Annotated in this window: 12 protein-coding genes; 3 read left to right on the plus strand and 9 right to left on the minus strand. The window is 66.6% G+C overall.

What is annotated here, in order from left to right; translation table 11 throughout:
* Positions 1 to 22 precede the first annotated feature (22 nt).
* The 7 genes from VZQ01_RS36035 to VZQ01_RS36065 form a co-directional block, all read right to left on the minus strand.
* Positions 23 to 1186 carry an alkaline phosphatase PhoX gene (locus VZQ01_RS36035; RefSeq protein ID WP_426745914.1) on the minus strand — a complete coding sequence of 388 codons (1164 nt, stop codon included), beginning with the start codon at positions 1184 to 1186 and terminating at the stop codon, positions 23 to 25.
* 125 nt (positions 1187 to 1311) lie between these two features.
* Complete coding sequence (locus VZQ01_RS36040; RefSeq protein WP_426745915.1) at positions 1312 to 2151, minus strand: methyltransferase domain-containing protein; 840 nt, start codon at positions 2149 to 2151, stop codon at positions 1312 to 1314.
* Positions 2152 to 2183: 32 nt separating this feature from the next.
* A complete protein-coding gene (locus VZQ01_RS36045; protein ID WP_223785601.1) occupies positions 2184 to 4121 on the minus strand; it encodes an ATP-binding protein in 1938 nt (645 codons plus the stop codon).
* 667 nt (positions 4122 to 4788) lie between these two features.
* A complete protein-coding gene (locus VZQ01_RS36050; RefSeq protein ID WP_426745916.1) occupies positions 4789 to 5982 on the minus strand; it encodes a hypothetical protein in 1194 nt (397 codons plus the stop codon).
* A 3-nt stretch (positions 5983 to 5985) separates the two neighbouring features.
* The gene (locus VZQ01_RS36055; RefSeq protein ID WP_267700439.1) at positions 5986 to 6711 is read right to left on the minus strand and encodes an ImmA/IrrE family metallo-endopeptidase; all 726 of its coding nucleotides are present in this window, start codon (positions 6709 to 6711) and stop codon (positions 5986 to 5988) included.
* Complete coding sequence (locus tag VZQ01_RS36060; RefSeq protein ID WP_267700440.1) at positions 6711 to 7019, minus strand: hypothetical protein; 309 nt, start codon at positions 7017 to 7019, stop codon at positions 6711 to 6713. Before VZQ01_RS36060 ends, VZQ01_RS36055 begins: the two co-directional genes overlap by 1 nt.
* A gap of 46 nt (positions 7020 to 7065) precedes the next feature.
* Positions 7066 to 7668 carry an RNA polymerase sigma factor gene (locus VZQ01_RS36065; protein ID WP_267700441.1) on the minus strand — a complete coding sequence of 201 codons (603 nt, stop codon included), beginning with the start codon at positions 7666 to 7668 and terminating at the stop codon, positions 7066 to 7068.
* Positions 7669 to 7930: 262 nt separating this feature from the next.
* On the opposite strand from VZQ01_RS36065, the gene VZQ01_RS36070 reads away from it, so the two are divergent.
* Both VZQ01_RS36070 and VZQ01_RS36075 read left to right on the plus strand, forming a co-directional pair.
* Positions 7931 to 8737: a GNAT family N-acyltransferase gene (locus VZQ01_RS36070; protein ID WP_408889973.1), complete on the plus strand. Its 807-nt coding sequence runs from the start codon at positions 7931 to 7933 to the stop codon at positions 8735 to 8737.
* 94 nt (positions 8738 to 8831) lie between these two features.
* Entirely contained in the window at positions 8832 to 10433 is a 1602-nt protein-coding gene (locus tag VZQ01_RS36075; RefSeq protein ID WP_426745917.1) for a DUF6119 family protein, read from the plus strand.
* A 67-nt stretch (positions 10434 to 10500) separates the two neighbouring features.
* Here VZQ01_RS36075 and VZQ01_RS36080 read toward each other — a convergent pair whose 3' ends face one another.
* Positions 10501 to 10842 (minus strand): hypothetical protein, encoded by a 342-nt coding sequence (locus VZQ01_RS36080; RefSeq protein WP_426745918.1) that lies wholly within the window; start codon positions 10840 to 10842, stop codon positions 10501 to 10503.
* Positions 10843 to 11313: 471 nt separating this feature from the next.
* Positions 11314 to 11637 (minus strand): hypothetical protein, encoded by a 324-nt coding sequence (locus tag VZQ01_RS36085; RefSeq protein ID WP_408889976.1) that lies wholly within the window; start codon positions 11635 to 11637, stop codon positions 11314 to 11316.
* A gap of 531 nt (positions 11638 to 12168) precedes the next feature.
* Between VZQ01_RS36085 and VZQ01_RS36090 the strand changes: the two genes are divergently transcribed.
* Positions 12169 to 12834 carry a peptidylprolyl isomerase gene (locus VZQ01_RS36090; RefSeq protein ID WP_426745919.1) on the plus strand — a complete coding sequence of 222 codons (666 nt, stop codon included), beginning with the start codon at positions 12169 to 12171 and terminating at the stop codon, positions 12832 to 12834.
* Positions 12835 to 12869: the final 35 nt, after the last annotated feature.

Genomic DNA, 12869 nt, shown 5'->3' on the forward strand with positions numbered 1-12869 from the left:
ACCGCGCGGGGAGTCGTGTGGGTCAACGGAACGGTCCGCTCACCTCGAAGGTGACGCCGGTGGTGCCGTCCGTCCCGCGCTGCGAGCTGAAGTACAGCCGCCGACCATCGGGGCTGAAGGCGGGACCGGTGAGCTCGGATCCGGCGTGCCCGTCGAGCTGGAGGAAGGGGGCCACGGTGCGCTCGGGCCCCGGGGTGATGAGACACAGCTGCAGGTCTCCGCCGTCCTCGGCGACGAAGAGGTCACCCGAGCGGGACATGGTGATGTTGTCCACGCCCCGGAGGGGCGAGTCCGGGTAGAGGTCGTCGTCGTAGATGACTTCGACCTGGCCGGTGGCGGGGGTGTGGGCCCACACGCGGTTGTCGCCCTTGGTGGTGAAGTAGACGGTGCCGCTGTCGTACCAGCAGCCCTCTCCGCCATTGAAAGCGGTGGTGAGGAAGCGCTCGAGCTGGAGCGAGGCGGAGCGCGACGCGGAGACCTTCACCCAGCTGAAGCTCGCGGTGCCGTCCAGGGCGTTGCCGTTGAGCTTCGCGGCCTCCAGTCTCCCAGTGCCGAGCGAGGGCCACTGTGAGGGCGTGAAGCGGTAGAAGCGGCCCTCGGGGCGGTCCTCGGTGAGGTAGAGGCGCTGTCCCACCGGGTCCACGGCCACGGCCTCGTGGGTGAAGGCGCCGAGGGCCGAGCGACGCTGGCCCTGGGAGGGAGAGCGCGGGTCGCATTCCCAGACATGGCCCAGGTCCCATTCCTCGCACGACAGCCAGGTGCCCCACGGGGTGGGACCTCCGGCGCAGTTGATGCTCGTGTTGGAGAGGATGCGGTAGGCGTCCACCACGTTGCCGCCGCCGTCGAAGCGGATGGAGGACACACCGCCCAGGAGGGGAATCTCGCTGTTGGAGACGTAGACCCAGCCTCCGTCACCGGTGTCGAAGCACGCGCCGCCGTCGGGGGCGAGGTGCCAGGTGTAGTTCGTCCCGGGGACGTTCTGTCCGGTCCGGGCGATGATGCGCGAGGTGAAGCCCGCGGGCAGCCTCAGGCCGTGGGCGTCCGGTGAGCCCGAGATGGCGCCATAGGGGCCGGGTCCCGGACGGGCGGGGGCGGCATAGGCCGCGCGCCAGAAGCCGGGTCCCAGGACCAGGATTCCACTGCTCATCGCGGTGAGTCGAAGGAAGTTCCTGCGCTGCATGGGCATGTCTCCAATCGCCAGGAGGGCGAAGGAGATTGAGTCGCACGGCGCGGTGCGCCCACCGCATCACGAGTCGGTGACCTTGTCGCGTGGACGACAAGGACACGCATTCGTCACCTCAATCGCAGCCTTCAGCGTCGCGGGGCGTGTGCGGTCACCTGCCTCATGCTCCAGTGGCAGGAGATGTTTCCAGCGGAATCCCGCAGGGGCTCCACGGCGGAGAGGAAGGCCTTGCGGACGCCCTCGCGGGTGGAGGGGGAGAGCTGGTCCGCGTCATAGGTCTGGGCGAGCGAGTCCCAGACGTGCTCCGGGGAGCCACCGTCCTGGACGAGGAGGTCGAAGACGTCGACGTGTTGGAAGGCGAGGCCGAAGAGTTGCTGGAGTCCCTCGGTGGAGCGGAAGCGCTTGTCGCCCAGGCTCAGCAGGGGGCGCGGCTGGGATTCGATTGCGGGCTTCATCAGCTCGCGGAACACGGCCAGCGAGCCCGTGGGGGCGAAGCCTCCGCCGACGACGCAGGACAGCTTGCCTTCGGGCTTGAGTGTGCGCCGGACCTCGGAGAGGACCTGTTCGCAGTCGTCCATCAGCATGAGGGCCAGGTGGCTGAGCACGACGTCGAGGCTGTCGTCCTCGAAGGGGAGTGACTGCGCGAGCCCCTGGTGGAGCGTGGCGGCGCCCTGGAGTCGGGCCTGGGCGTGGGCGAGCTCGTCGGCGCTCATGTCGAGGCCGAGGAGTCGGGGGCGGGGAGGCTCGCGGTGGGCGAGCAGCTCCAGCAGGTAGCCATCACCGCAGGCGAGGTCGAGCACGGTGTGTTCGCGCGAGTCCGAGGGGACTTCGGCGGCGAGCAGCGCGTAGGTCGAGTCGAAGCGGTGGTCGCCTCGAGTCACAGGCGTTCGGGAGAACCACCGCGCCGTCACGCCGGCGAGGCGACGGTGGTAGTCGAGGAGGTAGGACTCGGTCTCCGAGGGCGGCATGGGGGTGGGTCATACCATGCCGCCCCTGGGGGTCAGTCGACGAGCAGGCGTTTCACGGGCGCGGGGTCGACGGCCACCATGAGCGGGCGCGCGAAGTTGCTGAAGGAGACCAGCGCCTGTCCTGGCGCGAGTCGCGTCACGCGGTTCCAGAGACTCTCATCGATGCTGCCCACGGTGCGTTGCATGCGGGAGATGACGGTGCTGTCGGTCATCTTGTGGATGATGAAGTTGTTGAGCAGGCCGAGCACCTCGTTGGGGAGGTGTTGGGGGAGCTGGGTGACGAAGACGAGTCCGAGCCAGCGCTTGCGGCCGCGCTTTGCGATGCGAGCCACCTGTTCGAAGAGGACGGGCATCTGGCTGATGCGGCTGGCGGAGAGGAACTCGTGGGCCTCCTCGATGATGATGAGCACGGGAGGGACGGCCTGGTCCTGGGCGTTGGCCTTTTCGTAGCGGACCTCCTGGGCTTCTTGGAGGCCGCGGAGGACATCCGCGATGACCAGGTTGTTGAGCTGCGGCGAGTCCGTGTCCGACAGGTCGATGACGGACACGCGGCCCGGAGCGAGCATCGAGTTGTAGGCGGGGCCGGGCACCGAGCCCATGTCGAAGATGTTGAGCCGGCGCAGGCGGTGGAGCTTTCCGTAGAGCGTCTTCCAGCTCACCGCGTTGCGGCTGCTCTGGGCCATGACGCGTCTCATGACCGTGCCACGGTTAGCCTTGAACTCGCTTTGGAGGAAGGGACCGGTGGGCGTCGCCGTCTCTTCGGCCTCGTCCTCGCTCTCGGTGGTGTCCGTCGCGGCCTCCTTGCGCTTGCTCTTTGAACGGCTCTTTGTTTCGCCGCGATTCTCGTCGCCCAGGCTGTAGATGTACGCGTTCACGACGTCCAGCAGGTGCTGGATGGTCATCTTGGGATAGCCCGTGGACATCTCGTCGACTTCGAGCGCCTGGCGCCTCTCTTCGTCCGTCTGCGGGAAGACCTCGAAGTCCTCCAGCAACTGCTTGGTGACGTCGTAGGCCTTGAGGAAGCGCTCCTGCTGGGCATCCGACAGGCCGAGAATCTCCGCGATGGCGTAGGGCGAGAGGCTGGAGAAGTTGAGGGAGAAGCGGTGGAGGTTGCGGTGTCGGGGGTTGCGGCTGGTGCGCCCGATGAGGTGGTGGATGTGCAGGTCGCGGACGCCCTCGGCCTGCTGGCCCCGGCGCTTGAGGGCCTCGAGCATGGGCTCATGGTCCGTGGGTTCGTCCACGTGGGTGTACTCACCCTCCACGTCGAACACGATGGTGGCGATGCCTTGGGACTGAGCGCGGTGGACGAGCGTGGCCACGGTGGTGGACTTGCCGCCGCCCGTGGTCCCGATGATGCCGGTGTGCCGGGGGAGGACGGACTTGTCGCTAGGACTGATTCGAGCCTCCATCTGCTCGTAGCCGACGACGACACCCAGGCTCATGTCTCCACCGACCCCGAGCACGCGCTCGCTCTCCTCGTCCGTCAGCACGAACACGGGGCTCTGGGGGCGGGGACGGAAGCGGGGTGGCTTGAGGGTGCCTTCCACTTCTTCGCCGAGCAGCTCCACCTCGGCGCGGCCGTGGTAGTCGAACGTGTACGTGAGCTTCTTGCCGTGCGTCACGACACCGACGGCCATCGTCGAGTTGGCGGGGACCGCGTTGGGTTCGGCGAAGGGGCCCTTGACGACGACGCCCAGGTAGGCGCGGCCATCCTCTCGGGACTTCACCCGCACCAGCGTCTGGGACGCGAGCAGGTGCAGGTCCGCGCGAGTGAGCAGCACGGTGAGCAGGTTGTCCTCGCTCGACGCGGTGTCGAAGTGGGTGAAGCCCGCGGCGGACTCGAGCTCCGGGTCGACTCGTGTCGCCGAGGAATCGTTCTTCAGCTCCTCGAGCGCGGCACGGGCCGAGGCGGGCGTCTCGCGGACGACGTTCTCCGACCCGTTGGGGGGCGTCGAGGGGCCCCTCGACAAGAGAGGGATCGGAGCTCCGGTGGGGGCACGCGTCGAAGCAGGGGAGGTGGCTCCCGGGGTGCGAGAGGCGCTTCCTGCGTCGGAGGAGGTTCCCGCGACAGGTGAGGGGCCTCCTGACGCGCGAGACGTGATGCCTGCGCCAGGCGGCGCTCCCATGGAGCGGGAGGCGCCCTCCGCGCTCGAGGTCAGAGGTCCAGAGGCGTTCGAGGGGCCTCCCGAGGTGCGGGACGGGCCCTCCGCCCCCGAGTGGGTTGAAGGACCGCCCGAGGCACGGGAGGCGCCGTTCAGGGCGGACGAGGTGGTTGTCGAAACAGGGGGCGATGAGCCAGGGGAGGGCGCTTTCGTGGGCGGCGGCGCCCCAGGAGGCTCGGCGCGGTCCGATGCCTGCACCGATGACGGGGCACGTCCGACGGACACAGGAGAAGGGTTGGGCCGGTGAGCCGAGCCATTCGGAGGCGGAGGGCGGCCGGCCGCGCCGTTGGGAGCCGGCTCGCGCTGCGCGCTCGGCGGTGGGGTTCTCGTGGCGCCATGAGGCGGTGGCGTGCCGTTGCGTGGAGGCACGGCACGTGCGCCATTCACTATCTGGAGGGAGGGAGACTTCCCGTTGATGTTGCCTGCACCCTGCGGCCTCGGTTCCTTGCCATCATTGGACATCCGTGGTCCCCCCTTAACGGCGCATCCCGCGCTCGGTCATGAACTGCAGATTGGCTCCGGCCTGGGTGTAGGCGTCCTCGACGAGCCCCAGGAAACCATCGACCCCGAAGACACCGCGGCAGGTCACCGCCGCGACATCGAGGAGCATCGGGAATCCGCGCTCGGGGCGCAGGATGCTGTCGGCCATGGCCACCCAGGCGGCCTCGTGGGCGTGGTCCTTGTGCGCGTAGAACAAGCGCGGCGCCGAGTGGTCCGACACGCGGAAGATGCCCTTGACGACGCAGGGGCTCGAGTCTCTCACGAACTTCCAGGCGCGGTGCTTGCTCCGTCCGCCGTACTCCCAGTTGCGGACGATCTGCGTGCCCTCGCGTTTGAGTGTCTCCAGGAGGGCATACTCGCCCGCGTCCAGCGCGAGTCCCATCGTGAGGAAGCCCCGGTCGGTGAGGGAGTCGGAGACGTAGACGAACTTCTTGTGCTCGTGGATGAGCCGCTCGAGCACGGTGAGTGAGCGGTCCAGGAGTGACATGTATCCCGAGCCGGAGAGCAGCTCGTGGGCGCACGGATTGCCGGAGCCCATGCGCCACTCGGCAGTGGCCTTCTCCACGAGCGCGGCGCGCTCGGCATAGGCCTGGATGCCACGGCGGGCCATGCGCGACAGGGTGTCCTGCTTCCCCTGGTAGCGGTTCTGGCGCATGTCGATGAAGTCCATCGCCTCCTGGAGAGGGTTGCTGGTGTTCTGGGACGCCATCTCCTTGCGGAACAGCCGTTTGGTGAAGGCGCCCGAGGTGCCCTGGTAGCTGACGATGCCGACGCCAATCTGGGAGATGCCGATGGGCAGGCTGTCATGGGAGACGTGGGTTCCGGTCACCGCGTCGACCTTGCTGCGAAACAGCAGGCGCTCGTGGACGAGGGACAGGTCTTCTGGAGTGACCTTGTAGACACCGGCGTCCGGGAAGGCGTCGGGGCGCGTGGCCAGCCGGGGGAAGAGCTCGCTGCGGACGATGGCGCGCAGCTCGCCCTCCTTGTGGACGGCGCTGGCGATCTCTCGGCGGAACCGCTCCATGATCTTGTCGAGGTCGAGCCCCGTGGACCACCGGTCGAGGTCCAACGTCGAGGCGAGGTCCTCGCCGAACGCCAAACGGTAGTCCGCATCGCCAAACAGCTCTTCCTTCAGTTCATCCGCCTCGGGTGGCAAGTCATTCGACATGGATTACCCCTCCTCCACTCCCAGGAACTCCGCGATGGAAAAACGGGACACGCGCAGCCGCCGCCGAAGCCCATCGACGTATTCGGTGGCTTTCTCCACGGGCAGGTGGAACTGGAACCGCAAGCTGTTGATGGCATCCTCCCGAGAGAGCTGTTTCACGAGCGGCAGGACACGCTCCACGGGCGCCAGCAGCTCGAGCGCGACCCGGTCCGCGCGGTGCTCGGCCACCACGACGTCCCGGCTGGCGTAGCCCCCCGATGCGTCACGGGCCATGAGGTCCGTGCGCAGATTCAGCGGGACCTGCTCGAAGAACAGGGTCAGGGCCTCCTCGGGAGAGGGGGCCCGCTCTCCATTGAGGACCGGGAGTATCTCAGGGCCGAAGATGCTCAGGGCTCGCCTGCGGGGGAGCCACTCCTCCAGGACGAAGTGCGCGACCTCGTGGACGATGGTGAAGCGCTGCTCCGCTTCCTTTCGCTGATTGTCAAAGAAGAGGATGCCGTGTCCGCGCCACCAGGCCATGAAGCCATGGAGGTCATGATCTTGTGTCGTGAACCACTGCCCCGGGCTCCGGCGAGACAGCCAGTCCTGGGCTGTCTGCGGAGTGAATCTGGGGAGGGCAACGGGCCGGATGTGGAACTGGCCGCAGAAGCAGTCGAGCAGGTCATGGACGGACGCATGACAGTCCTTCAGTGCACAGGCTTCCACCGCTTCCTGCAGCCAGCTTTCCATCACGTGTCCGTTTCTTCATCCGGGAGGTGGTCTTGGGCCGCCATCCGGATGGGGGTCGTCGACCCGGTTCGTGTGCCGTTGGAGAAGACATTGATGACGTCGACGTGGCGAATCACCTGCATCAGCGTCAGCCGGTCGACACCGAACTTCTGGGCGATGGCGGTGCACTGCTCGCTGAAGCTGTCGCCTTCGGGGCGGCGGCACAGGGACATCCAGTGGAGCGTCTCCTGGGTGCACCCCAGCTCCTCCGCCAGCGTGTCCTCGTTGATGCCCTCGATTTGTCTGTACTGCTCGAATGTGTAGGCCATTGACCAGGGCTCGCTCCGGCCGCGTCGGGCCGCTCGCTCGAGCCATTCAGGATTCGTCATCTCGGTCCTCCTTCCCGATGCGCCTCAACGTCTTGATGAGGCGGTCTCGATTCCGCTTCACCTCGCGACGGCGGTCCTGCTCCGGCATGGGGGGAAGTCCCATGGCCTTGGCGAGGATTCGAGTGGAGCCTTCTCCCTGGAGGATCAGCCCGATGGCATCCCGGTCCTGTTCCGACAATCCGGCTTGGTCGATTCGTCTCACGGCGAGCCTGGCTTCCACGGTGACCTCCAGGCTTTCATTCGGTGCCCTCGCGCGAAGTTCGAAAACAGTCCCGAATTCCCGTTCCCGGCGGCTGCGGGCTACCTGGGAGCGGTAGCGATCGAAGAGCTTCTTCTTGGCTGCCTCCCTCAGGTAGGTGGACAGCCGACCCTTCTGCGGGAGGTACCGTTCAGGACGCGCCACATAGGAGTGGATGACGTCGACGACCGCGTCCCAGACCTCTTCCCTGGAGCGATTCAGGCTCCTGCACAGACGCGCAGTGATTGGGTCAACGAAGACCGCGAAGGCCTCCGCGGTGGCCAATGACTCATCCTTCTTCAGGATGCGTTCGTGAAGCTCCTGCTCCTCCGATGGTGTTGGAAGACTCATCCCCACTCCTCGCCGGGAACACGTGCCCGCTCTCGGGTTGACATCGAACTGTGTGTCCTTTCGTTACCGGCTCGGTGAGTTCGACGGCGTGTGTCTCGTTCACGTCCGCAGAAGGTTGGTCGCGGAGCGAAGCAATGTCTGTACCTCCCGGGTGGTATGGCTCAGGGTGGACGAGACATGGGGTGGTGGGCGCAGTCGGGGCGGGGGCGCCGAAGAAGGGGGATGGGGTCGGTATGTCGCCGGCCTGTTTCAGGAGGGACCCATGACGTCCATGCACTGCCGAGTCGCCACCACCCAGCGCGAGTTGGATGACGCGCTGCGGATCCGCTGGGCTGTTTTCGGAGGAGAGCTGCGCTTGCTGGGGGGCAAGCCGTCACCGACGCGGCGCGAGGTGAGCTGCTTCGACACGCTGGAGACGACGGTGCATCTGGTGGTCTACGCGGACCGGACGCCGGTGGCGACGCTGCGGATGTTGTTGACGAATCCGGAGGTGGCGCTGGCGACGGGAGGGCGGCTGGGGGTGGAGATGGAGCAGAAGCTGGACCTGTCGAGCCTGGTGGGGCCGGGGCGGGTCATCGCGGAGACGGCGCGCTTCTGCGTGCTCGAACAGTGGCGGCACACGGAGGCGGTGGCGCACCTGCAGGCGGGCATCTACGCGGAGAGCCGGCGGCGCGGCGTGACGCACTGGGTTGCCGCGGCCAACATGGACACGGACTCACACGAGGACGCGCGGCTGATTGCGTGTGTGGCGGAGCACCGGGGTTGGGTGAGTCCGCGTTGGCGGGTGAGGTCGACGGTGCCTCATGAGTCGCCCGCGATCCCCAGGAGCCCGTTCTATACGCCGGCGGAGCGCGAGCGGGCAGGGCAGGGGTTGTTGGCGGGATTGAGGATGCCCCGGGCGCCGTCGCTGTTCGCCAGGAAGATGGGCGCGCGGTTCGTGGGTCAGCCGCTGTACGACGCGAGCTTCCACCGTTTCACGCTGCCGCTCGTGGCGGCGCTCGATGAGATTCCCGCGAGCACGTTGGAGCGCTTCCGGGCGTTGGATGGTGCGTTTCGCCGCGCCGGCTAGCGCCACCTCGTGCGTACCCCTGGGGTGGTAGAGACATCCCAACCCCTGAGGCCCATCCTCCAGATCGAAACACGACCTTCGATTGGGGGAGTGAATGGCCACGAAGAAGGCTCAGTCGCGGAAGCGCGTCAGACATCTGACCGCTTTGTTGATCAAGAGTGAGTTCAAGAGTCCCAAGGACTGTCTCAAGGACCCTGCCTCGGTGACTCAGATAGGGGTGAAGCGCGGCCTTGGTTTCACGGGGGAGTTCTACGTGCAGTCCAAGCGCGCCAGGTCCGCTGCCTGGATGGGCTTCGTGGCGCCGATGCTGGAGGGGCGCCTTCCGGAGCTGAAGAACGACAACATCAGTGCGGTGCTCTTTGTTCGTGTCCAGAAGCGGTGGCTGGTCTTCACGCAGGGGCACGGGAGGAACTTGCTGAAGGTCGACTGCTTCGAGCGGGACTTCGGCATCAAGGTGGTGCTGAACTCGGTGGACCCGAAGCAGCTCCGGAGCGTCGATGTGCGAAGCGTCGAGAGCCTGACGACGCAGACTCGGAAGCAGCTGAGTCGGAACTCGCCGATGACGGCGTTCGCGCTGAACCTGCATCAGGACATCCCTCGGGTCATCGCCGGGAAGCCCATCGACGAGGCGTTCGCGAAGTTGATCGCGGGCTCGGACTCCTTGTCGTTGAGTGCCAAGCTGGAGGTCGAAGACCTGGGGGCGAAGTGCGAGGAGCTGCTGGCGGCTTACCAGAGCAACGCGTACCGGGAGCATTTCCCCTGGTTCGACCAGCTGCGGGCCGTGCGCGACCCGTCAGTGATAGCGAGTCTCTCCACGATGCTGCTCGAGACGATCCGCTCCAAGAAGCACGATGACCTGCACCTGGCCCCTCCCGACATCATCGATTGGCACGAATCGTCGGGGCTCTCCTTCTCCACGGAGGCTGAGCCGACTCCGCGCCATGAGTTGCGGATGGAGGAGTATCTCCGCACGGTGGACGAGGACGAGCTCTCATTCGAGAAGCTCAAGCGAGATGTGGTGAGGCTTCATGACACGCGCTCGGAGGTCCCGCTCTCGAAGTGGAGCGTGTTCGACACCCTCGTCTTCGAGACGGAGCTGGAGGGGAAGGTCTACGTCCTCTCCGGAGGAGACTGGTTCCAGGTCGACAAGACGTTCGCGGATGGAGTGAAGACGAAGTTGGGACAGATTCCCGCTTCAAAGCTCGTGCTCCCTCCGGCGGGGAGCGAGCAGCACGAGGACGACTACAACAGCCAGGTGGCGAAGACCTCGAAGAACTACGCGCTGATGGATCGGCGAAACGTCTTCGTGGACGGGAGCAAGACCCGAATCGAAGTGTGTGATCTGTTCACGAAGGATTGCCAGTTCGTCCATGTGAAGAGGAAGACGCGCTCCGCGACGCTGAGCCACCTCTTCGCGCAGGGTGTTGTATCCGCCGACTCGTTCTGGATGGACCGGGAGTACCGGAGTCACACCCGGAATCAAGTCGTGAAGGGGCAGCCTGCGCTGGGTACGTTGATTCCCGACGCGAGGCCTGACCCCTCGAAATTCGAGGTGGTATTCGCCATCATCACCAAGCGAAAGTCGAACTGGCCTCACTCATTGCCGTTCTTCAGCCAGCTCAACTTGACCCATGCCCATGACAGGCTGATGCGGATGGGCTACCGGGTCTCGCTCTTGAGAGTCGATGAACGGTGAAGGCCCGGGCGCGCGCTGAATTCTCCAGCACGGCCCAGGCCTTCGTCGCCCGGTCAGCGGACGGGCATCACGGCGCGGTTACGACATTGGCCCCGCCCGGCGTCACGGTCGTGGTGAACTTGAAGTCCACCCCGTTGTCGTCGGTGTCCGTGTTGTTCGCGTCGCGGTACAGCGAGCCTTCGAGCGTGTTGCTGTCGGCCAGCGTCGTTGTGCTCGTGGTTCCCTCCTGCATGTCGAACCGCTTGGAGGAGCCCGCGATGGTGGCCTGGGTGATGGCTCCCTCGTAGGAGAGCGAGTCGATGAGCGCATCCTGGACCCCGTCGTAGAGTGCCACGGCGTCCGCGGGGGGGCTCGTCGCGCTGCCGCCGTTCTGGATGAAGTCCGAGGTCCCCCGCTGGAGGGTCTTCACCCCGGGACGACCTGCCAGAGGGGCCGACAACCGCGGCCGAGCCCACCACCAGGTACTCACCTGCGCCCAGCGTGCCGACCTCCGCGAGGTCGATCTTCTCCGCGGAGTCCTTCCGAGTGGAGCTGCGGCAGGTGTCCGGCGATGTAGCGCAGTTCGCCGCTCAGGTTGGGCAATGCAATGACTTGCGGTGGAGGTCCATGTCGGCCCGCACTCTGCGGAAGGAGCAGTGGAATTCCGTCTTCATCCGCATCTTCCGGCGTCAACACGTCCTTGGCGTAGTGATATGCGAACTGGAGAGGACGGGCCTGGGCAGCGGGCCGGACGCGCCGCCTCCACCGAGGGCACTTCCTGGGCCCAGGACTTGACTCCTCTCTGACTTCGGATGACTCCTCGGGTGCTCCGCGAAGCGCTCTCCACAGCCTTCTCGCGGGGCATTGGTGGGCAGGGGTGTCGCCACACCCCTCTCACCGTCTACTCGCCGCCGGCTCGCACCAGCCGCGGCAGCAACAAATGCTTGCGCAGCTCAGTCTCCGAGGGTGTCCCGGTGGCCTCCTGCTGCTGGCGAAGCAGCTTCTGCACCATCACCTTCGCGGGCGTGGCCAGGATCTCTGGCTCCTTGTCCAGTCCCACCCGCCGCGCTTCCTGCGCCAGCAGCTCGAGACGGCTGAGATTGTCCAGGAATTCAGTTTTCTCGGATATGGCGTATCGGGCGCGGATGAACGCCGGTTGCTCCCTCCGCTTCGCCTCCACCACCACCTCCTCCATCACGGGTTGGCCGTTCACCAGCGCCACCACGGCCCCCTTCTTGCGGGTGGCGGCTTCCGAACCGGAACTCCTGTCACCCGAGCATTCGAGGAGGACGAGCGAGGTCAGGAGGGAGGGACGGCATGTGCATGACAGGGATTCCGAGGGTAAGGCAGACTCGCAGTCCGAGACCCGGTGCGTCGGGACCGGGAAGGCGTGCGGTGAGTTGAAAGAGATTCTTGCATCATTGCCCCGAAGTCGGGGATTGTTCGTCTGCGGACAGTCGCTATCGAGGCGGGCCGACCCGGTGAACAGCCACCCAAGCAGTGAGTGCCCCCTTTGAGCCCGTTCCGTTTCACTACAGGTCTGACTCTTGTCTTTCTTGCCGGGGCCTGTACTCCGCCGGTCCGCGAACCGTCCGCCCAGGAGCAGGCAAACCTGACGGATGGCGGCAGGGTCGTGGGGCGCTACGACGGGGGCGTCGTCACGGAGGAGGAACTGCTCGCTGAGTCCTCCCGGCTCCCCTCGCCCCTGCGCGAGCAGTTCGAAGGGCCCAACGGACGGCACGAGTTCGTCCGGTCGATGATTGACAAACGCTTGCTGGCCCAGGAGTCCCGTGCGCGCGGGCTGAACGAAAACCCGGAAATCCAGAAGCAGGTCCAGGCACTGGAAGAGCGCCTGATGCTCCAGGCTCTGCTGGCCGAGGAGGAGCGCGCGGCGGGGGCACCCTCGGAGGCGGAACTGCGCGCCTGGTATGAGGGGCACCTCACGGAGCTGACACAACCCGAGCGGGTGCGGGTGGCGCGGATCTTCGCGGCCACGCCGGCCGGGGCCTCGGCGGCCCAGCGGACCCAGGCGAAGCAGCGCGCGGAGCGCTTCGCGCAGCAGCTTCGGGCGGGCCAGCCGCGGGAGAAGGTGGCGGCGGGCGGGGATGGACCGGAGAAGGCGCGGGGCGGTGAGCTGGGGGGGCTCGCGCGCGGGGACTGGCGTGGGGATGTGGCGGTGGAGAAGGCGGCCTTTGCCCTCAAGAAGGTGGGCGAGGTGAGTCCCGTGGTGGCTGAGGCGGGAGGCTTCTCGGTGCTCCAACTGCTGGAGCGCCGCGAAGCACGCGTCCCGCCGTTCGAAGAGGTCCGTGCCGAGGTGGAGGCGCGGATGCTCCCGCAGCGCAAGCGGAAGGTATTCGAAGACCTGCTCGAGCGGCTGCGGCGGGCGGGAACGATTGAGATCGACGTGGCGGGGCGTCCCTAGTCACAGCGCGAATGGGACCGTATGGAGGGGGCTTC

The sequence above is a fragment of the Myxococcus faecalis genome, from assembly GCF_050039385.1.
Lineage (GTDB): Bacteria > Myxococcota > Myxococcia > Myxococcales > Myxococcaceae > Myxococcus > Myxococcus fulvus.

Bases quoted from the DNA above. Each gene is read 5' to 3' on its own strand.
- VZQ01_RS36035 (WP_426745914.1), bottom strand. From the start codon at position 1,186: ATGCCCATGCAGCGCAGGAACTTCCTTCGACTCACCGCGATGAGCAGT.
- VZQ01_RS36040 (WP_426745915.1), bottom strand. From the start codon at position 2,151: ATGCCGCCCTCGGAGACCGAGTCCTACCTCCTCGACTACCACCGTCGC.
- VZQ01_RS36050 (WP_426745916.1), bottom strand. From the start codon at position 5,982: ATGTCGAATGACTTGCCACCCGAGGCGGATGAACTGAAGGAAGAGCTG.
- VZQ01_RS36055 (WP_267700439.1), bottom strand. From the start codon at position 6,711: ATGGAAAGCTGGCTGCAGGAAGCGGTGGAAGCCTGTGCACTGAAGGAC.
- VZQ01_RS36060 (WP_267700440.1), bottom strand. From the start codon at position 7,019: ATGGCCTACACATTCGAGCAGTACAGACAAATCGAGGGCATCAACGAG.
- VZQ01_RS36065 (WP_267700441.1), bottom strand. From the start codon at position 7,668: ATGAGTCTTCCAACACCATCGGAGGAGCAGGAGCTTCACGAACGCATC.
- VZQ01_RS36070 (WP_408889973.1), top strand. From the start codon at position 7,931: ATGACGTCCATGCACTGCCGAGTCGCCACCACCCAGCGCGAGTTGGAT.
- VZQ01_RS36075 (WP_426745917.1), top strand. From the start codon at position 8,832: ATGGCCACGAAGAAGGCTCAGTCGCGGAAGCGCGTCAGACATCTGACC.
- VZQ01_RS36090 (WP_426745919.1), top strand. From the start codon at position 12,169: ATGATTGACAAACGCTTGCTGGCCCAGGAGTCCCGTGCGCGCGGGCTG.